This is a genomic window from Streptomyces sp. NPDC048002 (genome assembly GCF_040653275.1).
Taxonomy (GTDB): Bacteria; Actinomycetota; Actinomycetes; order Streptomycetales; family Streptomycetaceae; genus Streptomyces.
Genome location: NZ_JBEZNL010000054.1, coordinates 23,006 through 49,765, shown reverse-complemented (window position 1 = coordinate 49,765; position 26,760 = coordinate 23,006). Strand labels below are relative to the sequence as shown.

The 26,760-nt window shown below is 71.8% G+C and carries 24 protein-coding genes; 16 read left to right on the top strand and 8 right to left on the bottom strand.

Annotated features, from left to right (window positions below; translation table 11 throughout):
• The first annotated feature begins 202 nt into the window (after window positions 1–202).
• A complete protein-coding gene (locus AB0E07_RS36925; RefSeq protein ID WP_362261946.1) occupies window positions 203–1,408 on the top strand; it encodes a sensor histidine kinase in 1,206 nt (401 codons plus the stop codon).
• 110 nt (window positions 1,409–1,518) lie between these two features.
• Window positions 1,519–2,190, top strand: coding sequence for a response regulator transcription factor (locus AB0E07_RS36920; RefSeq protein WP_362261943.1), 672 nt, complete (start codon window positions 1,519–1,521; stop codon window positions 2,188–2,190).
• 19 nt (window positions 2,191–2,209) lie between these two features.
• Here AB0E07_RS36920 and AB0E07_RS36915 read toward each other — a convergent pair whose 3' ends face one another.
• Window positions 2,210–3,316 carry a DUF5937 family protein gene (locus AB0E07_RS36915; protein WP_362261940.1) on the bottom strand — a complete coding sequence of 369 codons (1,107 nt, stop codon included), beginning with the start codon at window positions 3,314–3,316 and terminating at the stop codon, window positions 2,210–2,212.
• A 154-nt stretch (window positions 3,317–3,470) separates the two neighbouring features.
• Here AB0E07_RS36915 and AB0E07_RS36910 point away from each other — a divergent pair, with 154 nt between their 5' ends.
• On the top strand, window positions 3,471–3,665 hold the full coding sequence (locus AB0E07_RS36910; protein ID WP_362261937.1) for a hypothetical protein: 195 nt from the start codon (window positions 3,471–3,473) through the stop codon (window positions 3,663–3,665).
• 15 nt (window positions 3,666–3,680) lie between these two features.
• Here the strand turns inward: AB0E07_RS36910 and AB0E07_RS36905 are convergent, their stop codons facing one another.
• The gene (locus AB0E07_RS36905; protein ID WP_362261934.1) at window positions 3,681–4,886 is read right to left on the bottom strand and encodes an aminotransferase class I/II-fold pyridoxal phosphate-dependent enzyme; all 1,206 of its coding nucleotides are present in this window, start codon (window positions 4,884–4,886) and stop codon (window positions 3,681–3,683) included.
• A gap of 184 nt (window positions 4,887–5,070) precedes the next feature.
• On the opposite strand from AB0E07_RS36905, the gene AB0E07_RS36900 reads away from it, so the two are divergent.
• The 10 genes from AB0E07_RS36900 to AB0E07_RS36855 all read left to right on the top strand — a co-directional run bounded on the left by AB0E07_RS36900 (window position 5,071) and on the right by AB0E07_RS36855 (window position 13,315).
• The gene (locus AB0E07_RS36900; protein WP_362261932.1) at window positions 5,071–5,991 is read left to right on the top strand and encodes a DUF2520 domain-containing protein; all 921 of its coding nucleotides are present in this window, start codon (window positions 5,071–5,073) and stop codon (window positions 5,989–5,991) included.
• Window positions 5,988–6,989, top strand: coding sequence for a pantoate--beta-alanine ligase (panC, locus tag AB0E07_RS36895; RefSeq protein WP_362261929.1), 1,002 nt, complete (start codon window positions 5,988–5,990; stop codon window positions 6,987–6,989). The genes AB0E07_RS36900 and panC overlap by 4 nt, the downstream gene beginning before the upstream one ends.
• Entirely contained in the window at window positions 6,986–8,698 is a 1,713-nt protein-coding gene (locus tag AB0E07_RS36890; protein WP_362261926.1) for an L-aspartate oxidase, read from the top strand. Before panC ends, AB0E07_RS36890 begins: the two co-directional genes overlap by 4 nt.
• A gap of 5 nt (window positions 8,699–8,703) precedes the next feature.
• On the top strand, window positions 8,704–9,681 hold the full coding sequence (nadC, locus tag AB0E07_RS36885) for a carboxylating nicotinate-nucleotide diphosphorylase (protein ID WP_362261923.1): 978 nt from the start codon (window positions 8,704–8,706) through the stop codon (window positions 9,679–9,681).
• 15 nt (window positions 9,682–9,696) lie between these two features.
• Entirely contained in the window at window positions 9,697–10,494 is a 798-nt protein-coding gene (locus AB0E07_RS36880) for a type III pantothenate kinase (protein WP_362261920.1), read from the top strand.
• Between the two features lie 173 nt (window positions 10,495–10,667).
• The gene (locus tag AB0E07_RS36875) at window positions 10,668–11,327 is read left to right on the top strand and encodes a hypothetical protein (protein WP_362261952.1); all 660 of its coding nucleotides are present in this window, start codon (window positions 10,668–10,670) and stop codon (window positions 11,325–11,327) included.
• A 49-nt stretch (window positions 11,328–11,376) separates the two neighbouring features.
• Complete coding sequence (locus AB0E07_RS36870; protein ID WP_362261918.1) at window positions 11,377–11,556, top strand: hypothetical protein; 180 nt, start codon at window positions 11,377–11,379, stop codon at window positions 11,554–11,556.
• Between the two features lie 126 nt (window positions 11,557–11,682).
• Window positions 11,683–12,192, top strand: a complete 510-nt coding sequence (locus AB0E07_RS36865) for a BlaI/MecI/CopY family transcriptional regulator (RefSeq protein WP_362261915.1) — start codon at window positions 11,683–11,685, stop codon at window positions 12,190–12,192.
• Window positions 12,193–12,201: 9 nt separating this feature from the next.
• Entirely contained in the window at window positions 12,202–12,750 is a 549-nt protein-coding gene (locus tag AB0E07_RS36860; RefSeq protein ID WP_362261912.1) for an amino-acid N-acetyltransferase, read from the top strand.
• Window positions 12,751–12,979: 229 nt separating this feature from the next.
• A complete protein-coding gene (locus AB0E07_RS36855; RefSeq protein WP_149512141.1) occupies window positions 12,980–13,315 on the top strand; it encodes an Lsr2 family protein in 336 nt (111 codons plus the stop codon).
• On the opposite strand, the gene AB0E07_RS36850 is transcribed toward AB0E07_RS36855, so the two are convergent.
• Complete coding sequence (locus AB0E07_RS36850) at window positions 13,294–13,905, bottom strand: SCO3374 family protein (protein ID WP_362261909.1); 612 nt, start codon at window positions 13,903–13,905, stop codon at window positions 13,294–13,296. The genes AB0E07_RS36855 and AB0E07_RS36850 overlap by 22 nt on opposite strands.
• Before the next feature lie 431 nt (window positions 13,906–14,336).
• On the opposite strand from AB0E07_RS36850, the gene AB0E07_RS36845 reads away from it, so the two are divergent.
• Window positions 14,337–16,862, top strand: coding sequence for an ATP-dependent Clp protease ATP-binding subunit (locus tag AB0E07_RS36845; RefSeq protein WP_351926052.1), 2,526 nt, complete (start codon window positions 14,337–14,339; stop codon window positions 16,860–16,862).
• 64 nt (window positions 16,863–16,926) lie between these two features.
• On the opposite strand, the gene AB0E07_RS36840 is transcribed toward AB0E07_RS36845, so the two are convergent.
• Window positions 16,927–17,556 carry an HAD family acid phosphatase gene (locus AB0E07_RS36840; RefSeq protein ID WP_362261906.1) on the bottom strand — a complete coding sequence of 210 codons (630 nt, stop codon included), beginning with the start codon at window positions 17,554–17,556 and terminating at the stop codon, window positions 16,927–16,929.
• A gap of 111 nt (window positions 17,557–17,667) precedes the next feature.
• On the bottom strand, window positions 17,668–20,733 hold the full coding sequence (locus AB0E07_RS36835; RefSeq protein ID WP_362261903.1) for an NACHT domain-containing protein: 3,066 nt from the start codon (window positions 20,731–20,733) through the stop codon (window positions 17,668–17,670).
• Window positions 20,734–21,156: 423 nt separating this feature from the next.
• On the opposite strand from AB0E07_RS36835, the gene AB0E07_RS36830 reads away from it, so the two are divergent.
• Window positions 21,157–21,768, top strand: a complete 612-nt coding sequence (locus AB0E07_RS36830) for a M23 family metallopeptidase (RefSeq protein WP_362261899.1) — start codon at window positions 21,157–21,159, stop codon at window positions 21,766–21,768.
• Here the strand turns inward: AB0E07_RS36830 and AB0E07_RS36825 are convergent.
• Complete coding sequence (locus AB0E07_RS36825) at window positions 21,765–22,358, bottom strand: helix-turn-helix domain-containing protein (protein WP_362261948.1); 594 nt, start codon at window positions 22,356–22,358, stop codon at window positions 21,765–21,767. The genes AB0E07_RS36830 and AB0E07_RS36825 overlap by 4 nt on opposite strands.
• A gap of 137 nt (window positions 22,359–22,495) precedes the next feature.
• Between AB0E07_RS36825 and AB0E07_RS36820 the strand changes: the two genes are divergently transcribed.
• Window positions 22,496–24,061 carry an MDR family MFS transporter gene (locus AB0E07_RS36820; protein ID WP_362261897.1) on the top strand — a complete coding sequence of 522 codons (1,566 nt, stop codon included), beginning with the start codon at window positions 22,496–22,498 and terminating at the stop codon, window positions 24,059–24,061.
• Between the two features lie 577 nt (window positions 24,062–24,638).
• Here the strand turns inward: AB0E07_RS36820 and cseC are convergent.
• Together cseC and cseB are read right to left on the bottom strand one after the other, a co-directional pair.
• Window positions 24,639–25,976, bottom strand: coding sequence for a two-component system sensor histidine kinase CseC (cseC, locus tag AB0E07_RS36815; RefSeq protein WP_362261895.1), 1,338 nt, complete (start codon window positions 25,974–25,976; stop codon window positions 24,639–24,641).
• An 11-nt stretch (window positions 25,977–25,987) separates the two neighbouring features.
• Window positions 25,988–26,692 carry a two-component system response regulator CseB gene (cseB, locus tag AB0E07_RS36810; RefSeq protein WP_362261892.1) on the bottom strand — a complete coding sequence of 235 codons (705 nt, stop codon included), beginning with the start codon at window positions 26,690–26,692 and terminating at the stop codon, window positions 25,988–25,990.
• Window positions 26,693–26,760 lie beyond the last annotated feature (68 nt).

The following is a 26,760-nucleotide window of genomic DNA, read 5'->3' as shown; positions in this document are numbered from 1 at the left end:
CCCTGGTAGCTCCGCTACCAGGGCCTTTCGGCGCCTTGCGATCGCACGCACCGGACACCGCCCGCTGATCGGACCCCACTTTTGTTCGGAGCTCTAAGCGCACAGGGGAACGGGTCCTCCACCTTGGGGAGTACGCCCGCCCGCTCCGGATCGGCCCTCCGGTTGACCCCTGCACACGCCACGCTTCCCTACGCTGGGTTACGTGCAGCGCCTCTATGACTTTCTCCGCAGGCACCCGACATGGGTCGACGGCTTCTGGGCCGTCTTCCTGTTCGGGATCACTGTGGTGTCCGGGGTCGTGCAGCAGGAGGTGGAGGGACGCGCCGGCAACCCGGTCGCGGCCGTTCTCGTCGCGCTGCTGCTGTCCCTGGTGATCGCGCTGCGCCGGCGCGTGCCGGAGCGGATGCTGCTGCTGGCCATCGGGATCGGCGTGGCCCAGCTGGCGCTGGACGTCGAGACGATGGCCGCCGACTTCGCCCTGCTGGTCATCACCTACACGGTGGCTGCGACCGGGGCCCGCTGGGCGTCCAGGCTGGCGCTGGGCGTCGGCCTGTGCGCGGCGCCGCTCGCCCAACTGCGCTGGCCGGAGAACGAGTCCAGCGCCCTGGGCACGGTCGCGATCATGATCTTCACCACGGTGCCGTTCGCGCTCGCCTGGGTGCTCGGCGACTCGATACGCACCCGGCGCGCGTACTTCGCCGAGCTGGAGGAGCGCGCGAGCCGGCTGGAGAAGGAGCGCGAGGCGCAGGCGAAGGTCGCGGTCGCCGCCGAGCGCGCCCGGATCGCACGCGAGCTGCACGACGTGGTGGCGCACAACGTGTCGGTGATGGTGGTGCAGGCCGACGGCGCCGCCTACGTCCTCGACGCGGCGCCCGACCAGGCGAAGCAGGCCCTGGAGACGATCTCCTCCACCGGCCGCCAGGCGCTCGCCGAGATGCGCCGCCTGCTGGGCGTGCTGCGCACCGGGGAGCACCAGGAGAGCGGGGAGTACGTCCCGCAGCCGGACGTGGAGCAGATCGACGACCTGGTCCAGCAGTGCCGCACCTCCGGACTGCCCGTCGACTTCAAGGTCGAGGGCACCCCGCGTCCGCTGCCCAGCGGGGTCGAGCTGACCGCGTACCGCATCGTGCAGGAGGCGCTCACCAACACCCGCAAGCACGGCGGCCCCAACGCGGGTGCGAGCGTCCGCCTGGTCTACTTCGACGACGGGCTCGGTCTGCTCGTCGAGGACGACGGCAAGGGCGCTCCGCACGAGCTGTACGAGGACGGTGGCGTCGACGGCCGGGGCCACGGCCTGATCGGCATGCGGGAGCGGGTCGGCATGGTCGGCGGCACCCTGGACGCGGGCCCCCGCCCGGGCGGAGGATTCCGGATCAGCGCCCTGCTGCCCCTCAAACCGGCGCACTGAGCCCACGCACGAACCGCGTTGACACCTGTCACGCCCCCGCGACACCCCTGGACCCCGCAGTACCCCGCAGAGCCAGCAGACCCCGCAGACGGAGACGGAAGAGGACCTTGATGACCATCCGCGTAATGCTCGTCGACGACCAGGTGCTGCTGCGCACCGGGTTCCGGATGGTGCTCGCCGCCCAGCCGGACATGGAGGTCGTCGCGGAGGCGGGCGACGGTGTCGAGGCCCTTCAGGTGCTGCGCGAGACCGCCGTCGACGTCGTGCTGATGGACGTCCGCATGCCGAAGCTGGACGGGGTGGAGACCACCCGCCGGATCTGCTCGGACACCGATCCGCCGAAGGTGCTGATCCTGACCACCTTCGACCTCGACGAGTACGCCTTCTCGGGGCTGAAGGCGGGCGCCTCCGGATTCATGCTCAAGGACGTGCCGCCGGGCGAACTGCTCGCCGCCATCCGCGCCGTGCACAGCGGAGACGCCGTGGTCGCCCCCTCGACCACGCGCAGGCTGCTCGACCGGTTCGCGCCGATGCTGCCGAGCACCGGCCGGGAGCCGCAGCACAAGGAGCTGGACCGGCTCACCGACCGTGAGCGCGAGGTCATGGTGCTGGTCGCGCAGGGGCTGTCCAACGGCGAGATCGCGGCCCGGCTGGTCCTGTCCGAGGCGACCGTCAAGACGCACGTGGGCCGCATCCTGACCAAGCTCGGCCTGCGGGACCGGGTGCAGGTCGTCGTCCTCGCCTACGAGACGGGACTGGTCCGGGCCGGCGGCCAGTCCTGAGCCCGGCGGGAGTCCGCGCTCACCGCAGCAGGGCCTCCAGGAAGTCGCTGCCGAGCCGGGCCACGGCGGTCACGTCCAGCTGGTGCAGCACATAGCGGCCGCGCCTGCGGGTGGTGATCAGGCCCGCCTTCTTCAGCACCCCGAGGTGCCGGGATATCTCGGGCGCGGTCATGCCGTGGATCGCCACCAGCTCGCTGGTGGTGTACGTGCTGCGGGCCAGGTTCCGGCACAGCTGCATCCGCACCGGGTGGGACAGCGCGGTCATCCGCAGCACGAGCTGCTCGACCGAGGGCGGCGAGGAGAGTTCGGGGGAGCCGACCGGGTAGTGCACGACGGGCTGCCAGCCGTGCCGGTGCAGCACCATCAGATGCGGCCAGCCCAGGCTCGTGGGCACCATCAGCAGGCTGCGGTCGCGGATGACCGTGTGACCCTGGCGCAGCTTGTCGATGGTGATCCGGCCGCCCGTCTCGTCGAGCGTCACCGCCGCGGAGACGGAGGTCAGCGCCTCGCCGAGCCCCTTGTGCCGCAGCAGGTCGGTCCGGTGCCGGGCGTCGGCGGCGAGCTGGTGCCGCAGCCGGTGCCAGACATCGGCGAAGAACGCCTCGTCGCAGTCCTCCAGGAACTGCCGCAGCCAGGCCCTGATCCGCGGCGGATCGTCGAGCAGCCGCTTGCTGAAGCGCAGTTGCTGCGGCCCGCGCGCGGCGGCCAGCTCCAGGGCACGGCGCCCCAGTTCGGCGTTGCCGAGCACGGCGGGGCCCGGGGTGGCGTACGGCAGCGCGCAGGTGAACTCCAGTGCCGCGTCGACGAACTGTTCGTCCGTCAGCTTGTCCAGCAGGTCCAGTTCCTCGGCGAGCGTGGCGCCCGGGAGGCCCGGCCCGCCGGGGATGCCGGCGCAGGGCAGGAACAGGTCCGAGAAGGTCGTGCGCCACAGGAAGTCGGCCTCGCACATCCGGTCGGCCAGATGCGGGTCGAAGCCGGCCGTCACACCCGTCGCCCAGCCCTGGAGGCCCGGATGGTGGGCCGGCTCGGACAGCGCGTGCAGCGCCATGCCGAGCTCGGCCAGGGGCGAGGGCACGACGGCGACCCTCTCCGGCCGCAGCCCCGCAATGTCGATGCTCACGCTCATGTCCTCATGGTGCACCCGGGCACTGACAACGCCGTCCTCGATTGACGTCCGCCGTCAATCGGCGCGACGCCGTCGCCGGACAGGCGCAGGCTGGGAGGACCGGGGCAGCCGCGGAGCCTTCCGGGTCCCGCCCCCGAACGGAAGGGGCGGAGCCATGAGCATCACCCAGCAGTACCTCCTCGACGCCTACCGCGCGGGGCTCCACGACGAGCCCGCCCCACCCGCGCCCGGCACCCACGACGCGCGGGTCCTGCGCGAGTGGCGCGAGTACCGCCGCTTCCGCGCCGTCCTCGCCGGGCGCCCCGTGGGACGGCTGCGGTGCGCCCTGGGCCTGGGGCACCGCCCCTGATCCCCTCGGGAGCGCTCAGTGCGCGACCTGCTCCCGCAGCCGCTCGGCGAACCCCGCGACCGCCGCGCGCACGTCCTCGGCCGTCCACGTCAGGCCCGCCTCGCGCACCTCGATCTCGGTGACCGCGAGCCCCGGCCCCGGCGCGTCCCAGGGGCGGTCGAACAGCAGCGTCCGCGTCTCCTCGGCGTGCCGGACCGCCGCCTCGGCGACGTCGTCGGCGTCGTACGGGAGCCAGAGCTGGAACTCGTGGGTGTGCGGCACCTCGGGGTGGACGCGGGTCCAGGGCACGCCCGCCGCCGCGAAGCCCTCGCGCAGGGCGCCGGCCACCACGCGCGCGTGCCGTACGTACTCCGGCAGCCTCGGCAGCTCCCGCTCCAGCCCGAGCAGCGCCGACAGCGCGGTCGGGAACTGCTGGAAGACGGTGCCGCCGTACCGGTGCCGCCAGGTCCGCATCTCGTCGACGACCGCGCGCGGGCCGGCCACGGCGGCGCCGCCGTAGCCGTCGAGGGACTTGTAGAACGAGACGTAGACGGTGTCCGCGAGGTCCGCGATCTCGTGCAGGGGACGGCCGAGGTGGACGGTGGACTCCCACAGGCGGGCGCCGTCGAAGTGGACGACCGCCTCGCGTTCCCGTGCCACCTCGACCACCTCCGTGAGCTCCTCCCAGGACGGCAGGAGGAAACCGGCGTCCCGGAGCGGCAGCTCCAGCATCAGTGTGCCGAAGGGCTCGTCGAGGCCGTTCACGTCCTCGGCCGTCAGCTGCCGGGGCCCGCTCGTCACCCGGACCGGGCGCAACCCGCTGACCTGGCTGAAGGCATCGCGTTCATGCACCTCGGGATGGGACAGGCCGTGCAGGGCGACGGCCGGGTTCCCGGTCCGCCCCGCCCAGCAGCGCAGGGCCACCTGCTGGGCCATCGTGCCCGTCGGGAAGAACGCGGCGGCCTCCTTGCCGAGCAGCTCCGCGACCCTGTTCTCCAGGGCCGCCACCACGCCGTCGCCGTACACGTCGGAGGGTTCGTCCAGGTCGTGCACGTCCGCCGCCCGTTCCAGCAGCGCCAGCCGCTCCCGGAGCGTGCGCTGCACCGCCAGGCGCCCCAGTGCGCGCTCCGCGCCCTTGGAGGCGCTGATGCGCCGTTCCCTCAACCGCTTGCGCCGGTCCGCCTCCGTCATCCGCTCAGCCGCCCCCGCGTCCCGCTCTTCCGTCATCGCCGCATCGCTCATGCCCGGATGATTTCGCGCCCCGGCTCCCGCGGGCACCCGGATTTCCGCGCTCCGGCCCACGCGCCCGGCGTGCGCGGAAACCCACAGCCTGTGGACAACCGAACACCCCTCGAACCGATCGCGTTAACATGACGAGAAATCGTCCGGTACCCGGAGCGGACTGGAACGGGAAGGCCGCCGTCGAGTGAGTACAAGCCAACAGCCAGATCCGAGGGACCGCCCCGCGCGGCTCACCGTCGGCGTCGTCGGCGCCGGCCGGGTGGGTCCCGCGCTCGCCGCGTCCCTCCAGCTCGCCGGGCACCGCCCGGTCGCCGTCTCCGGGGTCTCCGACGCCTCCCGGCGCCGCGCCGCGCAACTCCTCCCCGACGTGCCGCTGGTGACGCCCGCCGAGGTCCTGGCCCGCGCCGACCTGGTCCTGCTGACCGTGCCCGACGACACCCTGCCGGGCCTCGTCGAGGGCCTCGCCGAGACCGGCGCCGTCCGGCCGGGCCAGCTGCTCGTGCACACCTCCGGACGGTACGGCGCCAAGGTCCTCGACCCCGCCCTGCGCGCGGGCGCGCTGCCCCTGGCCCTGCACCCCGCGATGACCTTCACCGGCACCCCGGTGGACGTGCAGCGCCTGGCGGGCTGCTCCTTCGGCGTCACCGCACCCGAGGAACTGCGGCTGGCCGCCGAGGCCCTGGTCATCGAGATGGGCGGCGAACCGGAGTGGATCGCCGAGGAGATGCGGCCGCTCTACCACGCGGCCCTCGCGCTGGGCGCCAACCACCTGGTGACCCTGGTCGCCCAGTCCATGGAGCTGCTGCGCGAGGCCGGGGTGGAGGCCCCCGACCGGATGCTCGGCCCGCTGCTCGGCGCCGCCCTCGACAACGCCCTGCGCTCCGGAGACGCCGCCCTGACGGGCCCCGTCGCGCGCGGCGACGCCGGCACGGTCGCCGCGCACATCACCGAGCTGCGCCGGCACGCCCCGCAGACCGTCGCCGGCTATCTGGCGATGGCCCGTGCGACCGCCGACCGCGCGCTCGCCCACGGACTGCTGAAGCCGGAACTCGCCGAAGACCTGCTGGGCGTGCTCGCCGACAGCACCGAGGGAGACGCGGGATGACCATCACCCTGCTGCACACCGCCGCCGACCTGTCCGCACGCGCGCGCACCGGCCGCCGTGCCGTCGTGATGACCATGGGCGCCCTGCACGAGGGTCACGCCACCCTGGTGCGCTCCGCGCGCGGGATCGCCGGACCGGACGGCGAGGTCGTGGTGACGGTCTTCGTCAACCCGCTCCAGTTCGGCGCGGGCGAGGACCTCGACCGCTACCCGCGCACCCTGGAGGCCGACGTCAAGATCGCCGAGGAGGCCGGCGCGGACGTGGTGTTCGCCCCCTCGGCGGACGAGGTCTACCCGGGCGGCGATCCCCAGGTGCGGATCAGCGCGGGTCCGATGGGGGAGCGTCTGGAGGGCGGCGCGCGCCCCGGCCACTTCGACGGCATGCTCACCGTCGTCGCCAAGCTGCTCCACCTCACCCGCCCCGACGTGGCGCTCTACGGCCAGAAGGACGCGCAGCAGCTCGCCCTGATCCGCCGGATGGTCCGCGACCTGAACTTCGGCATCGAGATCGTGGGTGTGCCGACCGTCCGTGAGGACGACGGCCTCGCCCTGTCCAGCCGCAACCGCTACCTCTCGCCCGCCGACCGGCGCACCGCGCTCGCGCTGTCCCGGGCGCTCTTCGCGGGCCAGGACCGGCACGCCGCCCAGGAGGCCCTGCGGGCGCGGGCCCGCGAGGTCCCCGCCACGCGTGCGCGTGCCGAGGCGCTCAGCGCCCTCGGGGAGTCCCGGGCCGCCGCGGACGCGCACGCCGTGGCCAAGTCGGCCCCGGGCGGCCCGGCCGCCGTCCGCGCCGCCGCCCGCCTGGTGCTGGACGAGGCCGCCCGGCTCACCCCGCCGCTCGCCCTGGACTACCTGGCCCTCGTCGACCCCTCGGACTTCACCGAGATCGGCGACGACTTCACCGGTGAGGCCGTCCTCGCGGTCGCCGCCAAGGTCGGCACGACCCGGCTGATCGACAACGTCCCCCTCACCTTCGGAACCTTCGGAGCCGCCTCGTGACCAGCACAGGCATAGCACTGCACGCCCCCGCCCCCGGGTGGTCCATCGACGCGGACGTCGTCGTCGTCGGTTCCGGCGTCGCCGGTCTGACCGCGGCCCTGCGCTGCGAGGCCGCCGGTCTGACGACGGTCGTCGTCACCAAGGCCCGCCTCGACGACGGCTCCACCCGCTGGGCCCAGGGCGGTATCGCCGCCGCGCTCGGCGAGGGCGACACCCCGGAGCAGCACCTCGCGGACACGCTGGTCGCCGGCGCCGGACTGTGCGACGAGGACGCGGTGCGGATCCTGGTCACCGAGGGCCCGGACGCGGTGCACCGGCTCATCGAGACGGGCGCCCACTTCGACGAGTCGGAGGAGGGCGGCCTGGAACTCACCCGGGAGGGCGGCCACCACCGGCGCCGGATCGCGCACGCGGGCGGTGACGCCACCGGCGCGGAGATCTCCCGCGCGCTCGTGGAGGCGGCTCGGGCGCGGGGGGTGCGGACCATCGAGAACGCGCTCGTCCTGGACCTCCTCACGGACGCCGACGGCCGTACCGCGGGCGTGACCCTGCACGTCATGGGCGAGGGCCAGCACGACGGCGTGGGCGCCGTGCACGCCCCCGCGGTCGTCCTCGCCACCGGCGGGATGGGCCAGGTCTTCTCCGCGACCACCAACCCCTCGGTCTCCACCGGCGACGGTGTCGCGCTCGCCCTGCGCGCGGGCGCGGAGGTCTCCGACCTGGAGTTCGTGCAGTTCCACCCCACCGTGCTCTTCCTCGGCGCCGACGCCGAGGGCCAGCAGCCGCTCGTCTCGGAGGCGGTGCGCGGTGAGGGCGCCCACCTGGTCGACGGCGACGGGGTGCGCTTCATGGTCGGTCAGCACGAACTGGCCGAGCTGGCGCCCCGGGACATCGTGGCCAAGGGCATCATGCGCCGGATGCAGGAGCAGGACGCCGAGCACATGTTCCTCGACGCCCGGCACTTCGGCGCCGCGATGTGGGAGCACCGCTTCCCGACCATCCTCGCCGCCTGCCGCGCCAACGGCATCGACCCCGTCCACGAGCCCATCCCGATCGCCCCGGCGGCCCACTACGCCTCCGGCGGTGTGCGCACCGACTCCCGCGGCCGGACCACCGTGCCCGGTCTGTACGCGTGCGGCGAGGTCGCCTGCACCGGCGTGCACGGCGCGAACCGGCTCGCCTCGAACTCCCTGCTGGAGGGCCTGGTCTACGCCGAGCGCATCGCCGCCGACATCGTGGCGGTCCGCGCGCAGGACGGCCCGCACACGCGCGTGCCGCAGCCGGTTCCCTACCCGCGGGTGCCCGCGCACCCGCTGCTCGCCCCCGAGGACCGCTTCGCGATCCAGCGGATCATGACGGACGGCGCGGGCGTCCTGCGCTCCGCCGCCTCCCTCACCCGGGCCGCCGAACAGCTCCAGCGGCTGCACGCGGACGCCCGCGAGGCGCTCGACGAGAACGGCAAGACCGCCGAGCCCGGAGTCGACACCTGGGAGGCCACCAACCTGCTGTGCGTGGCCCGCGTCCTGGTCGCCGCCGCCCTGCTGCGCGAGGAGACGCGCGGCTGCCACTGGCGCGAGGACCGGCCCGGCCGCGACGACACCGACTGGCGCCGCCACATCGTCGTACGGCTGAATCCGGACCGCACACTCGCCGTGCACCCCACCGATACCGCAGACTTCCCCCCGACCCGGCAGCCCCAGGAGCAGTGACAGACGTGAGTACCCCCGACCTCCCCCTCGTCCAGGAAGACGGCTGCGGCGACGGCTGCGCCTGCGGGGCGGACACCGACGAGACCTACCTGGAGTGCGGGCTCGACCCCGCGCTCGCCCAGCTCCTGGCCGACGCGGGCCTCGACCCCCTGGAGGTCGAGGACATCGCGAACGTCGCCATCCAGGAGGACCTCGCGCACGGCGTGGACGTGACGACCGTGGCGACCATCCCCGAGGAGGCGGTGGCCACCGCCGACTTCACCGCGCGCGAGGCGGGCGTGGTGGCCGGGCTGCGGGTCGCCGAGGCGGTGATCTCGGTGGTCTGCACCGACGAGTTCGAGGTCGAGCGGCACGTCGAGGACGGCGACCTCGTCGAGGCCGGCCAGAAGCTGCTGTCGGTGACCACGCGCACCCGTGACCTGCTGACCGCGGAGCGCAGCGCGCTGAACCTGCTGTGCCGGCTGTCGGGCATCGCGACCGCCACGCGCGCGTGGGCGGACGTGCTGGACGGCACGAAGGCACGCGTGCGGGACACCCGCAAGACGACGCCGGGTCTGAGGGCGCTGGAGAAGTTCGCGGTCCGCTGCGGCGGGGGCGTGAACCACCGGATGTCGCTGTCGGACGCGGCCCTGGTCAAGGACAACCACGTGGTCGCCGCCGGCGGGGTCGCACAGGCGTTCAAGGCCGTGCGGGAGACCTTCCCCGAGGTGCCGATCGAGGTCGAGGTGGACACCCTGCACCAGCTGCGGGAGGTCGTGGACGCCGGCGCCGACCTGATCCTGCTGGACAACTTCACGCCCGGCGAGTGCGCGGAGGCGGTGGCGATCGTGGCCGGGCGGGCCGCCCTGGAGGCGTCCGGCCGGCTGACCCTGGAGAACGCGAAGGCGTACGCGGACACGGGCGTCGACTACCTGGCCGTCGGGGCGCTGACGCACTCCTCGCCGATCCTGGACATCGGGCTGGACCTGCGAGCGGCGGAGTAGGAGCGGGATCCGGCCATGCTGCTGACGATCGACGTAGGCAACACCCACACCGTCCTCGGCCTGTTCGACGGCGAGGAGATCGTGGAGCACTGGCGCATCTCCACGGACGCGCGCCGCACCGCGGACGAGCTGGCGGTCCTGCTCCAGGGCCTGATGGGCATGCACCCCCTCCTCGGCGAGGAGCTGGGTGACGGGATCGACGGGATCGCGATCTGCGCCACCGTGCCGTCCGTACTGCATGAGCTGCGCGAGGTGACGCGGCGGTACTACGGCGACGTGCCGGCGGTGCTCGTCGAGCCCGGCGTGAAGACCGGCGTGCCGATCCTCACCGACAACCCCAAGGAGGTCGGCGCGGACCGCATCATCAACGCGGTCGCGGCGGTCGAGCTGTACGGCGGTCCGGCGATCGTCGTCGACTTCGGCACCGCGACGACCTTCGACGCGGTCTCCGCGCGCGGGGAGTACGTCGGCGGGGTCATCGCGCCCGGTATCGAGATCTCGGTGGAGGCGCTCGGCGTCAAGGGCGCCCAGCTGCGCAAGATCGAGGTGGCCCGGCCGCGCAGCGTCATCGGCAAGAACACCGTCGAGGCGATGCAGGCCGGGATCGTGTACGGCTTCGCAGGCCAGGTGGACGGCGTGGTGAGCCGGATGGCGCGGGAGATGGCTGACGACCCCGAGGACGTGACGGTGATCGCGACCGGCGGGCTGGCGCCGATGGTGCTGGGCGAGTCCTCGGTCATCGACGAGCACGAGCCCTGGCTGACGCTGATCGGACTGCGACTCGTGTACGAGCGGAACGTCTCGCGCATGTGAACGGCACGCGGGGGAGGGGCGGGAGGACCGCCCCTCCCCTTTCGTATGGCTGACCTGCCGGTACGGCGCGCAACCGGGTGGCTTGTCCGCGCCACGCCCGTACCGAATGTCGAGTTTGTCTGATTAGCGCGTATCGTCGGCTCATGCCCACGCCATACGGATCCCGCGGCGGCATGGCGTTCGGCGTGGAGGAGCTGCGTGTGCTCCGCCGCGCCCTCGCTCTCGCCCTGAACCCCGACCCCGCCCCGGCCGAGGACGTCCAGGACTGCCTCCGCCTCGCCGAGTCGCTGGACGAGGCGATGCGCGAGGGCGCCCGGCTGCGCGCCTTCCTCGTGGCCGACCTCGCCCGCTACCGCGCCGCCCTGCCCGGCACGGCCGCCGGTTACCTCGCCCTCCTGGAGGAGGCGCTGGGAGCCGCCTACCGGCCCGAACCGGACGACCTGGCGGCCCTGCGCGCCCTGCGCGGCAACCCGGTCGCCGCCGCCCTGCTGAGCCGCTGCCAGGTCCTCGCGGAACAGGACGTACGGGCCCGTCTCGCACGCGGAACGGCGCGGCGGGCCGTCACGGCCGCCCCGACCGTCCCCGCCTCCCGTACCCGCCTACTGGCCCTCCCCGGGGGCCTCGGGGCCGGACCCTCGGCCGACGCGGAGCAGGACCCGGCGGCGAGGCCCGCGAAGAAGCCCGCCGCCCGCCCCGCGGAGAAGCCCGGCACCCCGCAGCCCGCGGCGCCGGAGCCCGCCCGCCGCCCCGTCCCCACACCGGGCGAGGTATTCCCCCGCCGCAAGCCGGCCCCGCCGCCGGAGCGGACCTCCCGGCACCTGGCGGCCGGCTGAACCCGCCCCGCCCCCTCGCCCCGCCCGTCCGCATCGCTACCCTGAGGCCATGGACTACGTCTCCGCGCTGCTGCCCCCCGTCGTCATGGCCGTGTTCTTCGTCGGGGTGATCAGGGTGATCGTGAAGACCCAGGGCGGGGCCAACAAGGCCAAGGAGGACGCCGTCGTCGACGCCGCCCTCGCCCGGGCCGAGGGGGTCCGGCAGGTCCCCGCGCGCGGCGACGGCTGACCCGGCCGCCCGGCAACGGCGTACGACTCCCATTTCGCGAGTCGTACGCCCTTTTTGTTCCTGTTTGATGTTGAAAGCGCACGTCCGGCACGCCAATCCCGGCATCTCCCACTATTGTGCTGAGCTGTGCCTCGCCCATTGGGAGAACTCGAAGACGCGGTCATGACGCGGGTGTGGAAGTGGAACCGCCCGGTGACCGTTCGAGAAGTCCTCGAAGATCTGCAGCAGGAGCGGTCCATCGCCTACACCACGGTGATGACCGTTTTGGACAATCTCCACCAGAAGGGCTGGGTGCGCCGTGAGGCGGAAGGCCGGGCCTATCGATATGAGGCGGTCTCCACCCGTGCCGCCTACTCCGCGGCGCTGATGAACGACGCGTGGTCGCAGAGCGACAACCCCGCCGCCGCCCTCGTCGCCTTCTTCGGCATGATGAGCGCCGAACAGCGACAAGCCCTCACCGACGCGGTGCGGATCGTCCAGGGACCGGAACAGCCGGCGGAACAAGCGCCGCGGCAAGCACCGGAACAAGCGCCGCAACAAGCACCGGAACAACCTCGCCAAGCCGAGCGTGCGGATAGCGCCCCGGATACGGCCGGTGAGAACCCCGGCTCGGCGCCGGAGGCCGGCGGGCGATAGCGTCCGCACATGTCCGCACAGAGCTCACCGGCAGAGGGCCCCGAAGTCACCGCGAAAGCCATCACCGTCCGCCGGGCCCGCACCAGCGATGTCCCGGCGGTGCGCCGACTGCTTGACGCCTACGTCCGCGGCGCCATCCTGCTCGACAAAGCCACGGTGACGCTTTACGAGGACATCCAGGAGTTCTGGGTCGCGGAACGCGACGACAACGCGGAGGTCGTCGGCTGCGGTGCCCTGCACGTGATGTGGGAAGACCTCGCCGAAGTGCGCACTCTCGCCGTGAAGCCCGGACTGAAGGGCGCGGGAGTCGGTCACCAGTTGCTGGGGAAGTTGCTGGAGACCGCGCGTTGGCTGGGTGTTCGGCGGGTATTCTGCCTGACCTTCGAAGTGGACTTCTTCGCCAAGCACGGGTTCGTCGAGATCGGTGAGACACCGGTCGACACCGATGTGTACGCCGAGCTGATGCGTTCCTATGACGAGGGCGTCGCGGAGTTCCTCGGTCTCGAACGAGTGAAACCGAACACCTTGGGCAACAGTCGGATGCTTCTGCATCTGTGATCGCCCGGTAAGTGAACCGGAGACCCGAACCCGGGGCCCGGTGCCCTATGTCCGAAACGCGCATGTTTCCGGTCCTGAGGCGGGCTGTGGGTCTCTCCCAGGGGTTTGTGTTTTTCCAGCAAAAGCGGTTTGCTTTCCGACGTACTGCAGTACTGCATATAACAAGGGGACGGTGAAACGGCGGACGCCGCAGACCCCAGCCCTCACGTTATCGATGAAAGGAAATCCGGTGGCACAGAAGGTTCAGGTCCTTCTTGTCGACGACCTCGACGGCGGCGAGGCGGACGAGACCGTGACGTTCGCGCTGGACGGCAAGACGTACGAGATCGATCTCACGACCGCCAATGCCGACAAGCTGCGCGGCCTTCTCGATCCTTACGTGAAGGGTGGTCGTCGCACCGGGGGCCGTGCCTCGGGCGGACGCGGAAAGGCGCGTGCCGCTTCCGGCGGCAGCCAGGACACCGCTCAGATCCGCGCCTGGGCCAAGGAGAACGGTTACGAGGTCAACGACCGCGGCCGTGTTCCCGCGTCCATTCGTGAGGCCTACGAGAAGGCCAACGGCTGAACGCACGAGCGGCGCAGCCGCAGCCGGTGGCACTGCGTGGCCACCGTGTCCACGAGTCGTGCGAGACCGGGGGCGCCCCCACCGCCCCCCACCGCCGACAGCGTCGGCAGCGAGGCCTCGACCTCGCACCCCGGCTCGGGGGGCCGCAGCCAGACGGCGGCCCCCTGCGGCGTGCCCGGGCGGCCCGGGGGAAGCGGCCGCCCGTCGGTCCTCGCCGCCCCCGGAGGGTCGGGCGCGTCCATGAAGCCGCCCTCACCGGTCACCGTCAGGTCGAGCGCCAGCGTGCCCCACTCCAGCCAGGCCAGCAGTCCCGGCAGCTCCTCCGCGCTGCCCGCGGCCACCAGCAGCCGCATCCGGTCCCCCGCGAGGGCGACCGGGGAGCCGGGCGCCAGATGGCGCAGGCCCGCCCGGCCCGCCTCGGCCGGCACCTCCAGGACGTCGAAGCGCAGCCCCAGCCGCAGTGCCGGAGGGCTTCCGGGCACCGTCGCCCAGCCCAGTTCGTTCTCGTACCACCGGCGGACCTGATCGCTCGAATTGAGCGGCCGACGGGGGAGCGGGACCGTGGTGATGTGAGGAAGGCTGTCGACCATGCCAAGTGCAACCGTCCGAAGAGCGCCGGAGTTACGCTGGGTGCCCGTGCGGATGCCCAGCGTGCCCGCCGAAGGGGCGTGCGGGGGGCGCGGCGGGGCTTGAGGTTGTTCGCCCGTAGCGGAGGGAAGGGGTGCGCGCGGCATGGACTGTCAGTGGCTGCGGGTAAGACATCCCTAGTGGGAGGGGGCGACACGCAGGGCACGGCGTCTCACGTTCGCCATCGGCGTACTGGCGAAGCGGGTAACTGCCTGGCCTGCGGGAACATCGTCTCGCACCATCGGGTTGGAGCAGATGTCGGCGTTCGGGGTCAGGAGGCCATCGACGGTGTCGGCAGTTGGAATGAGCGGTCCCCGCTTGCGGGACTAAGCTGCGGAAGGACAGGGAGGGGAAGTTCCCCCCACTGCCTGACCGCTCTGAGGAGCGATTAACGATGTTCGAGAGGTTCACCGACCGCGCGCGGCGGGTTGTCGTCCTGGCTCAGGAAGAAGCCCGGATGCTCAACCACAACTACATCGGCACCGAGCACATCCTCCTGGGCCTGATCCACGAGGGTGAGGGTGTCGCCGCCAAGGCCCTTGAGAGCCTCGGGATTTCGCTCGAGGCGGTCCGCCAGCAGGTGGAGGAGATCATCGGCCAGGGCCAGCAGGCCCCGTCCGGGCACATCCCCTTCACCCCCCGTGCCAAGAAGGTCCTGGAGCTGTCGCTCCGCGAGGCCCTTCAGCTGGGCCACAACTACATCGGCACGGAGCACATCCTGCTCGGCCTGATCCGTGAGGGCGAGGGCGTCGCCGCCCAGGTCCTGGTCAAGCTGGGCGCCGATCTCAACCGGGTGCGGCAGCAGGTCATCCAGCTGCTCTCCGGCTACCAGGGCAAGGAGACCGCCACCGCCGGCGGGCCTGCCGAGGGGACCCCCTCGACGTCCCTGGTCCTCGACCAGTTCGGCCGGAACCTCACCCAGGCCGCTCGTGAGTCCAAGCTCGACCCGGTCATCGGGCGCGAGAAGGAGATCGAGCGGGTCATGCAGGTGCTGTCCCGCCGCACCAAGAACAACCCGGTCCTGATCGGTGAGCCCGGCGTCGGCAAGACCGCCGTCGTCGAGGGCCTCGCCCAGGCCATCGTCAAGGGCGAGGTGCCCGAGACCCTCAAGGACAAGCACCTCTACACCCTGGACCTCGGTGCGCTGGTCGCCGGCTCCCGCTACCGCGGTGACTTCGAGGAGCGCCTGAAGAAGGTGCTCAAGGAGATCCGCACCCGCGGCGACATCATCCTGTTCATCGACGAGCTGCACACGCTGGTCGGTGCGGGTGCCGCCGAGGGCGCCATCGACGCCGCCTCCATCCTGAAGCCGATGCTGGCCCGGGGTGAGCTGCAGACCATCGGCGCCACCACCCTGGACGAGTACCGCAAGCACCTGGAGAAGGACGCGGCCCTTGAGCGCCGCTTCCAGCCCATCCAGGTCGCCGAGCCGTCCCTGCCGCACACGATCGAGATCCTCAAGGGTCTCCGTGACCGGTACGAGGCCCACCACCGCGTCTCCATCACGGACGAGGCGCTGGTCCAGGCCGCCACCCTGGCCGACCGGTACATCTCGGACCGCTTCCTGCCGGACAAGGCGATCGACCTGATCGACGAGGCCGGTTCCCGGATGCGCATCCGCCGGATGACCGCGCCGCCGGACCTGCGCGAGTTCGACGAGAAGATCGCCGGTGTCCGCCGGGACAAGGAGTCCGCGATCGACTCGCAGGACTTCGAGAAGGCCGCGTCCCTGCGCGACAAGGAGAAGCAGCTCCTCGCCGCGAAGGCCAAGCGCGAGAAGGAGTGGAAGGCCGGCGACATGGACGTCGTCGCCGAGGTCGACGGCGAGCTGATCGCCGAGGTCCTCGCGACCGCCACCGGCATCCCGGTCTTCAAGCTGACCGAGGAGGAGTCCTCGCGTCTGCTGCGCATGGAGGACGAGCTCCACAAGCGGGTCATCGGCCAGGTCGACGCCGTCAAGGCGCTGTCGAAGGCGATCCGCCGTACGCGTGCCGGTCTGAAGGACCCCAAGCGTCCCGGTGGCTCGTTCATCTTCGCCGGCCCGTCCGGTGTCGGTAAGACCGAGCTGTCCAAGGCGCTCGCCGAGTTCCTCTTCGGTGACGAGGACGCGCTGATCTCCCTCGACATGTCGGAGTTCAGCGAGAAGCACACGGTCTCGCGTCTCTTCGGTTCGCCCCCCGGCTACGTGGGCTACGAGGAGGGCGGCCAGCTGACCGAGAAGGTCCGCCGCAAGCCGTTCTCCGTGGTCCTCTTCGACGAGGTCGAGAAGGCGCACCCGGACATCTTCAACTCGCTGCTGCAGATCCTGGAGGACGGTCGCCTGACCGACTCCCAGGGCCGGGTCGTGGACTTCAAGAACACGGTCATCATCATGACGACCAACCTCGGCACCCGGGACATCTCCAAGGGCTTCAACCTGGGCTTCGCGGCCTCGGGCGACAAGAAGACCAACTACGAGCGCATGAAGAACAAGGTCTCGGACGAGCTCAAGCAGCACTTCCGGCCCGAGTTCCTCAACCGCGTCGACGACGTGGTCGTCTTCCCGCAGCTGACCCAGGACGACATCCTCGCGATCGTCGACCTGATGATCGGCAAGGTGGACGAGCGCCTCAAGGACCGGGACATGGGCATCGAGCTCTCCCAGTCCGCGAAGGAGCTGCTCTCCAAGAAGGGTTACGACCCGGTGCTGGGTGCGCGTCCGCTGCGTCGCACCATCCAGCGCGAGATCGAGGACACGCTCTCGGAGAAGATCCTCTTCGGCGAGCTGCGCCCCGGTCACATCGTGGTCGTGGACACCGAGGGCGAGGGCGAGTCCCAGACCTTCACCTTCCGCGGTGAGGAGAAGTCGGCGCTGCCCGACGTCCCGCCGATCGAGCAGGCGGCCGGCGGTGCCGGGCCGAACCTGAGCAAGGAGGCGTAAGCCTCACAGCGTCGAGGGGCCGGTGCTCACTGAGCACCGGCCCCTCACGCGTGTCCGCGGGGGACTAGGAGAGCTGGCCGTCGTAGTCGGGCAGCTTGTACGTCTTCTCCGCATGGCCGCCGGACAGGTCCGTCGCGCTGTTCCCGATGTTCGCGATGATCGTGTAGCCCTTGTTCTCGATGGCCACACGCTGGGCCGTCTTGTAGTCGGCGACGTTCTTGAACAGGTCGAGGAAGCCGCGGACGTGGAGGCCGGCCACCTTGTAGCCGCGGTGCTTGAGGTTGTAGTCGGTGAACGAGTAGATGATCCCCGGGCGGGCGGTCACGAAGAACAGGGCGACCCCGTGCTCCTGGGCGTACCGGGCGACGTCCAGGACCGGCTTGTTGGCGGGCGAGGGGTAGCTGAAGCCGAAGTCCGTCTCCAGGGCCGTGTTGTCGATGTCGAGCACGATCGCCTGCTTCTCGCCCGGCCCGGTGTCCGCGATCCGCTGCTTCAGATACGGCAGCGCCTGGTCCATGACGGCCTGGCAGTCCCGCTGCCACGTCGCGTAGTCGACGTCCGCCGCCGCGGCGGTGACGGCGGTCGTGGTGGCGGTGCTCGGCGCGGCCTCGGCCGGGGCGGCGAGCGCCAGCAGGGCGGCGGCGGTGGCGGCGGTGGCCGCGGTGCGGAGCGCCCAGGGGCGTCGGGTGGTCATGTGTGTGGGGGTCCCTTCGCGTACGGCTGCGTGTCGTGTGCATGCTCGTCGGACTGGGTGGCGCGAGGGGAACCGTAGGGTTACTGGACGGTAGGGCGCTAGAGGCGTGCATCACACCACGCGACGGATCCTCTCGAAGGACCGGTTCCGCGGGAGGTGCGCGAGCGCGGCCGCGGGTATCTCCGTGACGTCCGGGGCGTGTACGACGGTGACCGAGCGCAGCGCCGGGAACAGGGCCGGGACGGCGGAGAGGTCCTCGGTGCCCCGGAAGTTGTTCAGGCGCAGATGCGTGATCCCGGGCAGCGGCGGGCCCTGCCAGCCCCCGTTGTGCCGCCAGTCGATGTGCAGATGCTCCAGCTCGGGGAGTCGGGCGACCTCCTCGTGGTCGCCGGGGGAGAGCGCGGTGGTCAGTCGGGAGAGGCTCAGCTGCCGCAGCGAACGGAAGCGGTGCAGGCCGCGCAGACCGGTCCGCGCCAGGGCGTCCTTGGTGAACCGCAGATAGCGCAGGGTCAGATCCCGGGGCAGCGCCTCCTCCAGGGACCCGCCGCCCAGCGGCATCCCGAGGTCGAGCTGTTCCAGGGTCGGGGAGCCGGACAGCACGGACAGGTCGAGCCCGCCCGGCACCAGGTCCAGGGAGAGCCGGACCAGCGGAAGCGGCGCCAGCGCGGCCAGGCTCTCCAGCCGGGAGCACCGGTTGACGTCCAGGTACACCAGGCGGTGCTGGCCCGACAGGCAGCTCAGGTCGCGCAGTTCGTCGTTGTCGCGGACGACCAGCTCGGCCGTCGACCCGGGGCCGAGCCCGGCACCGATCTCGTCCGCCGGGATCCGGCCGGTGAGCTGGACCGAGCGCCGTCCGCCGAGCCCGCGCAGGAAGCGCAGCTGTTCCCCCGAGCGGGCGCTGAAGAAGAGCTCCTCCTGCGGCAGATGCCCGATGATCTCCTCGCCGTAGCGCCGGGTGGGAAACCGGGACCAGCTCCAGGAGAGCTGCGCCCGTACGTCGAGCGCCGGATGCCCCCGGAACCGGGCCAGCACCCCCAGCGCGGCCTCCGTGCCGATGAGCGAGGCCGTGACGACGACCGCCCGCGCCTCCTCGTCGGCCAGCCCCTCCGGGCCGGGCAGGAGTTCCAGGGCGAGCGGACCGACCGAGGCCAGCGCGCGGGCCTCCTCCGTGGTCCGGGGCGGTATCAGGGCGGCCGCGTCCCGCTCGGTCTCGGCGCGGACCCGGGGATCCAGCTCGCTCGCGTGCTCCAGCGAGGCCAGGGCCAGCAGCCGCAGCCGGGCTCCGGTGGCGCCCTCCGCCCGCTGCGCCGCCGCGCCCAGGTCGGTCAGCAGCGCGGCCCGTTCACGCGGCCGGGCGTGGGCCACCGCCATCCGGAACACGTCCGACCACTGCTCGTCGACGGCACCCCGGACCAGCAGCCCGAAGTCGCCGTCCTCCACGGCGGCCCTGGCGCCCAGATAGTCCTGGAAGGTGCGGTGCACGAACTCCACCGTCCCGGCGGCCGGTTCGCGCAGCAGGCCGCTGCGGACCAGCAGATGGCGCAGGATCCGCCCGGCGTCCCCTTGGTCCGCCGCGACCGGCAGCGACGGCAGCACGTCGGCGACGATCCGCTCGGCGCGCTCCCGGTCCAGCTCCGACTGGCCGTTGCGGATCAGCCAGTACGCCAGCCGCTGCAACAGCTGGATCTGCGGCAGTTCGGTGAGGAACACCTCGCCGGGCTCCCCGGGCCGGAACATGTCCCGCTCCTCGTCCCGCCGGGCGAGCAGCATCGACAGGGCGGCGTCGTACAGCTCCTTGCGGCCGTGCGGGAGGTAGCCGCGCCGGTCCCGGTGCAGGGCGCAGATCAGACCGCACATCAGGGGATTGGTGGCGAGCCGGCCGAGGTCGGGCTTGGTGCGCACCGCGTCCAGCAGGGAGCGCCGGTAGTCCTCCAGGCGGTCCGGGTCGGGCGCGTCGGCCTGGGCCGCGGTGTGCCAGCGCTCGATGAACGCGGTCACGTCGTCCTGGCTCATCGAGGTGAGGGCCAGCTCGGTGAAGCCCTCGGCGGCGAGCCAGTTCTCGCGCACGGCGGAGGGGCGGGAGGTGACCAGCCACTGGTTGCCGGGGTAGACGTCGAGGAGGTCGCGCAGCCAGCGGCGGGTGCGTTCCCGTTCGCGTTCGGGGATCTCGTCGATGCCGTCGACCAGCAGCAGTCCCCGTCCGGTGGCGAGCACCCGGTCCGCCCAGCCGTCCGGCTGCCCCGCGTGGAACGGGACGTGGACGGCGGCCAGGAAGGCGTCCGGCGCCGGCAGGCCGCCGGGGCGGCGGACGAGGGTGCGCAGCGGCAGCACGAAGGGAACGCGGTCGCCTCGCTCCCCGCGGGCCGCGGTCACGGCGAGCCACTGCACGAGGGTGGTCTTGCCGGACCCGGCGACCCCGCGCAGCAGGACCCGGTCGTGCTCGGTCAGGGCCAGCTCGGCGGGGAGCGCGCCGGGGGAGGTGAGGTGCGGCGCTCCCGGGCCGGCGGCGTGGTCGTCCTCCGCGGGGCCGAGGGCCTGGAGGCTGAGGTAGGCGGTGTCCAGGGGCCAGCGGTCGGGCGATTCGGCCAGGTCGATGCCGTAGATGGTGAGCCGGCCGTGCCGGGTGGCGACGTACGGCAGGTAGCGCCGTTCGAAGGCGGTGTCGGTGCCGCCGGTGGGCGGGGTGCGGGCGATCAACTGGTCGACCTTGGCGATCAGCTCGCCCTGCCGCCGGGACTGCTCGACCAGCGTGCGGGCCACGAAGGAGGACCGCTGGGTGAAGAAGTGCACGATGTGCAGACAGGCCGTGGCGAGCAGACGGGCGTGGAGCAGCGCCGCGTCGTAGGAGAGGTCGCGCTCCGGGTGTCCGCCGGTGGTGCTCAGGCGCGCGGCCAGCGCCTCGTGGCCCAGCTCCACCGCCTGTACGTCGGTCATGTCCAGGTCGCCCAGCGCGTACAGGGTGTCGGCGAGGGCGAGCGCCACCGCCTCCTCCTCGTCGGCCCGGACGGGCCGCTCACCGCCCTTGAGGGCCTCGGCGACCAGGGCGGAGGCCAGTCTGCCCAGGGCGGCGCGGTCCAGGGTCCGTCGCTCGCCGCGGAAGGAGACGAGGCCGGAGACGCGGACCGGGCGGTCCACGAGGGCGGCGCCCGGACCCTCCCGGACGAACAGCTTCTTCACCAGTGGACCGACCAGGCTCGAAGCGAGCCTGACGCCAAGCACTGCCGGGTCCAACCCGCCCTCCCCCATTGCCAAATGACGTCCGCCAGCGTAGCCCCGGTCACATTCCGGCGTCCTTGGATCTTGGACCCCGGTGACAAGCGGCACAGGCGATTTGTCCGGTACTAGGCGGAATAGTGGAAAGGCCCCTGAGGGCGAAACGGACATTTAGCCCAGATTTCCGGACCGGGCTGGCCATCATGGGCTGATTCGTCCCGAATGAGGCCTCTGTCAATGTGAGGTCGGTTATGCAATGAGGTACTAGGTTCCGTCGTAGATCACACCTTTGGGGGTGGATGGGGGTTGGCGGTACCAAGGAATGGCCCCGTCCGGCAGCCACCCGAGTGCCGGATGGATTTCTGTCCCCGATCCCACGAGGTTTCGATGTTCAAGCGCGTCTCCGTCCGTTCCGCCCGTACGTCCCTGCCCCGCGCCCGTGCCGCCGCAGTGGCGACCGCCGCCCTGGGGGCGACGGTCGTGCTGGGCGCCGGAGTCGCCACGGCCGCCGAGCCGGCCGCCCAGACCGCCGTCACCGCGAAGACCGTCGCCGCCGCCAAGGCCAAGAAGGCCAAGGCCGTCTCCTGGACGAAGCCGGTGAAGAAGTACACCAAGACCGCGAGCTTCCACCAGAACGGCGCCATGTGGCAGTCCACCCACAGCGGTCAGGACTTCGCCGTCGCCACCGGCACCCAGGTCTACGCCGCCCACGGCGGCACCGTGGTCAAGGCCGGCGGCAACGGTGCCGGTGACGGCCCCGCCTACGGCAACGCCATCGTCATCAAGCACGGCAACGGCACGTACTCCCAGTACGCCCACCTGTCGAAGATCCAGGTGAAGGCCGGCCAGGTCGTCAAGACCGGTCAGCGCATCGCCCTGTCCGGCAACACCGGCAACTCCAGCGGCCCGCACCTGCACTTCGAGATCCGCAAGACCGCCAACTACGGCTCGGCCGTCGACCCGGTCTCCTTCCTCCGCGCCAAGGGCCTGTCGCTCTAAGAGCTCCGAGACCTCGTGGCGCCACCGTGCGCCTGGGAGATCAGATCGATGGCGACCTCCAGGACAGCCGCGCGCTTGTCCTCGGGGTCGCCTTCGAGTTCGCGCAGCACGAACATGCCGGCGTGCATGGTGAACAGGGCGCTGACGCAGCGGACTTGGTCGACCAGGTCGGCGTCGGGGTCGATGACGATCTCCCGCATGCCCATCATGCGGTTCTTGAACAGTTCGCCGATGCTGAGGTCCCGTACGGTCGCCTGGTTCTCCTGCATGAAGCGGAACAGGGGCTCGGCCTCGGCCAGCGCCTTGGCGTAGCGCCGTACGATCTCCTGCTTGGTCTCCAGGGTGTGCGGCTGCCGGCGGCCCCACTCGATCAGGTCCTCGATCGGTGTCGTCAGATCCTCGAAGAGGCTGACGATGATCTCTTCCTTGGTCTTGAAGTGGTAGTAGAGCGCCGCCTTGGTGACGTCCAGACGCTCGGCGATCTCCCGCAGCGAGGTCTTCTCATAGCCCTGCTCGGCGAAGAGTTCGAGCGCCACGTCCTGGATGCGCTGCCGGGTGTTGCCGCGGCGCCGCTGCTTGGTGCCGTCCATGTCGCCCATGCCGCCCATCTTCGTGCACCTCGCGCTTTCCAAAAACTTACTTGACGCCCGGCTAGTTACACCTCTACCTTCCTGAAGTGTAGACAACTAGCCGGGCGGCAAGTAAGTAGCTGGGGGAAGTGGGAGTCATGGCGGAGACGCGGGCCGCGGACGCGGCAGAGGAGAAACAGCCCAGAAGCGTGCGGGTGGTCCTGCTCGCGCTCATGATCACGATGATGCTGGCGATGCTCGACAACATGATCATCGGTACGGCGATGCCGACGATCGTGGGTGAGCTGGGCGGCCTCGAACACCTCTCGTGGGTCGTCACCTCGTACACCCTCGCCACCGCCGCCTCCACCCCGCTGTGGGGCAAGCTCGGCGACATGTACGGGCGCAAGGGCGTCTTCATGAGCTCGATCGTGCTCTTCCTGATCGGCTCCGCGCTCAGCGGCATGGCCCAGGACATGGGCCAGCTCATCGCCTTCCGCGCGGTGCAGGGCCTCGGCGCCGGCGGACTCATGGTCGGTGTGATGGCGATCATCGGCGACCTCATTCCGCCCCGTGAGCGCGGCAAGTACCAGGGCATGATGGCCGGCGTGATGGCGCTCGCCATGATCGGCGGGCCGCTGGTCGGCGGCACCATCACCGACCACTGGGGCTGGCGCTGGGCCTTCTACATCAACCTGCCGCTCGGCGTCGTCGCCCTGCTCGCCATCAGCGCGGTGCTGCACCTGCCGAGGAAGCGCTCGCAGGCGCGGATCGACTACCTGGGCGCGGCCCTGCTGACCGTCGGCATCACCGCGATCGTGCTGGTCACCACCTGGGGCGGCACGGAGTACGCCTGGACCTCCGCGCGGATCATGGAGCTGATCGGCATCGGGGTCGCCTCGCTCGTCGGGTTCGTGTTCTGGCAGACCAAGGCCGCCGAGCCGGTGCTGCCGCTGCACATCTTCCGCAGTCGCAACTTCACGCTGATGTCCGTCATCGGGTTCATCACCGGCTTCGTGATGTTCGGCGCCACGCTCTTCCTGCCGCTGTACCAGCAGTCCGTGCAGGGTGCCTCCGCGACCAACTCCGGACTGCTGCTCCTGCCCATGCTCGGCGCGATGCTGGTCACGTCGATGGTGGCGGGCCGGGTGACCACCAACTCCGGCCGCTACTACGTCTTCCCGGTGCTCGGCAGCGTCCTGATGGTGATCGGGCTGTACCTGCTGTCCACGATGGACACCGGCACCTCCCGCTTCACCTCGGGCGTCTTCATGGCCGTCGTCGGGTTCGGCATGGGCTGTCTGATGCAGATCACCATGCTGGTCGCGCAGAACAGCGTGGAGATGAAGGACATGGGCGTCGCCTCCTCCTCCACCACCCTCTTCCGCACTCTCGGTTCCTCCTTCGGCGTCGCGATCATGGGCGCGCTGTTCAACCACCGGGTCCAGGACGTCATGGCCGAGCGGGCCGGGGCGATCGGGTCCAAGGTGACCGAGCAGTCCGCGCAACTGGACGCGGCGAGCCTGGCGAAGCTGCCGGAGGCCGCGCGCGAGGCGTACCAGCACGCCGTCTCCGCCGGCACGCACTCGGCGTTCCTGCTCGGGGCTGTGGTGGCCGTGGTCGCGCTGGTCGCCGCGGTGTTCGTGAAGGAGGTCCCGCTGAAGGGGGCGGGCCCCCAGGCGGACGCCCGGACCCCGCAGACCTCGGTGGCCGAGCCGGTCTGACCTTCCCGGCCCCGGCCCACGCCCGGCCCACGCCCGGCCTACGCCCGGCCTACGCCCGGCCTACGCCCGGCCTACGCCCGGCCTACGCCAGGTCCGCGCCCGCCCACGAACGAGCCCCCGGCCACCGGACCGGGGGCTCGGCCGTTGGCCCCACGAGCCGCACCGACACCGCGGGCGGGCTGGTACCCCGGCCCTGTGGACCGCGGGGCCTGCACACCGGCCCTGAGGCCCGGGGTCTGCCCCTTGTCCACCTCCGGCCCGCTCCCTGGCGTCCCCCAACCCCCGCGCGGAGGGCTCCGATTCGGGTGCGTCCACCGGACGTGGGGCCGACCGTGCCTCGGGTGCTTACCCGGGGCACGCCATCTGGAGCCCGTCCGCCGTGAGTGCCCTCGGCTGCCCACCGAGCCCGGTACCGGGGACCGCCCTCTGGCCTTTGCACTGGGCGTGCAGTGGCTTGCCCGTGCCGGGGCGGGCCCGGAACCCGCACGCTCTGGCCGCGCAGTGCACTCGACGGCCGGGCCGGCCTCGTCCGGGCGTGCTCCGGACTGCCCGGACCCGTTCGGGCTCGGTGGCGGTGTTACGGGAGCATCGGGTAGCTGCCCGTGTTCGTCGGGGCGTGTTCCGGGAGCCACAGGACCGCTACCGCGCCTTCGGACGGGACGGACTCGGGGGCGCCGGGCGGGCGGATGTTGCGGAAGGTGAGCCGGGCGCCCAGCACCCGGGCCTGCCCGGCCGCGATGGTCAGCCCCAGCCCGTGCCCGTGGCCGGCCCGGTCCGCGCTCCCGGTGCGGAAACGGCTCGGCCCCTCCGCCAGCAGCGCCTCCGGGAAGCCGGGCCCGTGGTCGCGGACCCGGATGACCCGGCCCTCGACGGTGACCTCGACCGGCGGTTTGCCGTGCCGGGCCGCGTTGGCCAGCAGGTTGAACAGCACGCGCTCCAGGCGCCGCGGGTCGGTCGTGACCATCGACTCGTGCACCACGCGCACCTCGACGCCCGGACCCTTCGCCGCGACCCGCCGGGCGATGAACTCGCCGAGCAGGATGTCCTGCAACTCGGCCCGCTCCGAGGCCCCGTCGAGCCGGGCCACCTCCAGGACGTCCTCCACCAGCGTCCGCATCGCCTTCGCCCGGTCCAGCACCAGTTCCGTGGGCCGCCCCGGAGGCAGCAGCTCGGCCGCCGTGAGCAGACCGGTGACCGGGGTGCGCAGCTCGTGCGCGATGTCCGCCGTGACCCGCCGCTCCGCTTCGAGCCGCTGCCGCAGCGCGTCCGCCATGGCGTCCACCGCCCGCGCGAGATCGTCGGTCTCGTCCCGGACGACCCCGCCGATCGCCTCCCGCACCCGGACATCCGTCTCGCCGTTGGCGACCTGGCCCGCCGCGACGGCCGCCTTGCGCAGCCGACGCGACATCTGACCGCCGATCAGCACGCCGATCGCGCTGCCGCCGAGGACGACCGCGATGGAACCGATCACCAGGGCCTGGTCGAGGTCGTTGAGGATGTCGGTGCTGCGGTCGGTGAACCCGGTGTGCAGGGACAGCACATGTCCGTCCTGCACCGGGACGGCCGCCCATATGTCGGGCCCGCCGCCGGGGGAGTCGCTGACGTACGTCGCCCGCCGCCCCTGCTTGACCTTCTCCCGCAGCGGCTCCGGCAGCCGGAGGTCGTCGACCTTGACGTTCGGGAAGTTCGGCCGCCCGGACAGCTCGTAGTTGCGCTGCGCGATCTGGATCCGCTCGTCGGCGAGGTCGCGCGCGTTGTCGAGCATCGAGACACGTGCCGCGTTGTGCACGACCAGGCTGAGCGCGACCGCCACCAGCGCCCCGACCAGGGCGATGGCCGCGCTGAGCTTCCACTTCAGACCGGTCCGGATGTCGGCCGCGCGCAGATCCGCGCGGCGCCAGGAGATCCCCCGCATGCCCGCCCCGCTCAGGCCTTGAGCTTGTAGCCGAAGCCGCGGACCGTCTCGATCCGGTCCTGGCCGATCTTCGTTCTGAGCCGCTGCACATGGACGTCGACGACCCGGGTGTCCCCGCCCCAGCCGTAGTCCCAGACCCGTTCCAGCAGCTTGTCGCGGGAGAGCACGGTGCCCGGCGCGGAGGAGAACTCCAGCAGCAGCCGCATCTCGGTGGGTGTGAGCGCCACCGGACTGCCCGCCCGGCGCACCTCCATGCCCTCGGTGTCGATCTCCAGCTCGCCGAAGGTCAGCACCCCGCCCGACTCCGCCGCGACGGCCTCCCCGCTCTGCGCGCCCCCGCTCGCGTGCCCGAAGCGGCGCAGCACCGCGCGGATCCGGGCGACCAGCACCGCGCCGTCGAACGGCTTGGTCACGTAGTCGTCGGCGCCCGCCTCCAGGCCGAGCACCACGTCGATGGAGTCGGCGCGCGCGGACAGCATGATCACCGGCACGGTCGACTCGTCGCGGATCCGCCGGCACAGGCTGACGCCGTCCAGGCCGGGGACCATCACGTCGAGCAGCGCGATGTCCGGGCGGTCGGCCCGGAACGCCGCCAGCCCGGACAGCCCGTCGGGCATGGCCGTGACCGCGAAGCCGTCCCGCTCCAGGGCGAGTTGGGTGGCCTCGCGGATGACGTCGTCGTCCTCGACGAACAGAACGTGGGTCTGGTCTGCCATCCCGGTGCTCTCAGTCCTCGTGGTGGGTGGTGGGTGGTGGGCGTCGTTACAGATAGATCGGCCGACGG

Bases quoted from the DNA above. Each gene is read 5' to 3' on its own strand.
- AB0E07_RS36870 (WP_362261918.1), top strand. From the start codon at position 11,377: ATGGACTACGTCTCCGCGCTGCTGCCCCCCGTCGTCATGGCCGTGTTC.
- AB0E07_RS36905 (WP_362261934.1), bottom strand. From the start codon at position 4,886: ATGAGCGATGCGGCGATGACGGAAGAGCGGGACGCGGGGGCGGCTGAG.
- AB0E07_RS36920 (WP_362261943.1), top strand. From the start codon at position 1,519: ATGACCATCCGCGTAATGCTCGTCGACGACCAGGTGCTGCTGCGCACC.
- AB0E07_RS36840 (WP_362261906.1), bottom strand. From the start codon at position 17,556: ATGACCACCCGACGCCCCTGGGCGCTCCGCACCGCGGCCACCGCCGCC.
- AB0E07_RS36820 (WP_362261897.1), top strand. From the start codon at position 22,496: ATGGCGGAGACGCGGGCCGCGGACGCGGCAGAGGAGAAACAGCCCAGA.
- cseB (WP_362261892.1), bottom strand. From the start codon at position 26,692: ATGGCAGACCAGACCCACGTTCTGTTCGTCGAGGACGACGACGTCATC.
- cseC (WP_362261895.1), bottom strand. From the start codon at position 25,976: ATGCGGGGGATCTCCTGGCGCCGCGCGGATCTGCGCGCGGCCGACATC.
- AB0E07_RS36860 (WP_362261912.1), top strand. From the start codon at position 12,202: ATGTCCGCACAGAGCTCACCGGCAGAGGGCCCCGAAGTCACCGCGAAA.
- AB0E07_RS36850 (WP_362261909.1), bottom strand. From the start codon at position 13,905: ATGGTCGACAGCCTTCCTCACATCACCACGGTCCCGCTCCCCCGTCGG.
- panC (WP_362261929.1), top strand. From the start codon at position 5,988: ATGACCATCACCCTGCTGCACACCGCCGCCGACCTGTCCGCACGCGCG.
- AB0E07_RS36845 (WP_351926052.1), top strand. From the start codon at position 14,337: ATGTTCGAGAGGTTCACCGACCGCGCGCGGCGGGTTGTCGTCCTGGCT.
- AB0E07_RS36880 (WP_362261920.1), top strand. From the start codon at position 9,697: ATGCTGCTGACGATCGACGTAGGCAACACCCACACCGTCCTCGGCCTG.
- AB0E07_RS36910 (WP_362261937.1), top strand. From the start codon at position 3,471: ATGAGCATCACCCAGCAGTACCTCCTCGACGCCTACCGCGCGGGGCTC.
- AB0E07_RS36915 (WP_362261940.1), bottom strand. From the start codon at position 3,316: ATGAGCGTGAGCATCGACATTGCGGGGCTGCGGCCGGAGAGGGTCGCC.
- AB0E07_RS36830 (WP_362261899.1), top strand. From the start codon at position 21,157: ATGTTCAAGCGCGTCTCCGTCCGTTCCGCCCGTACGTCCCTGCCCCGC.
- AB0E07_RS36825 (WP_362261948.1), bottom strand. From the start codon at position 22,358: ATGGACGGCACCAAGCAGCGGCGCCGCGGCAACACCCGGCAGCGCATC.
- AB0E07_RS36875 (WP_362261952.1), top strand. From the start codon at position 10,668: ATGGCGTTCGGCGTGGAGGAGCTGCGTGTGCTCCGCCGCGCCCTCGCT.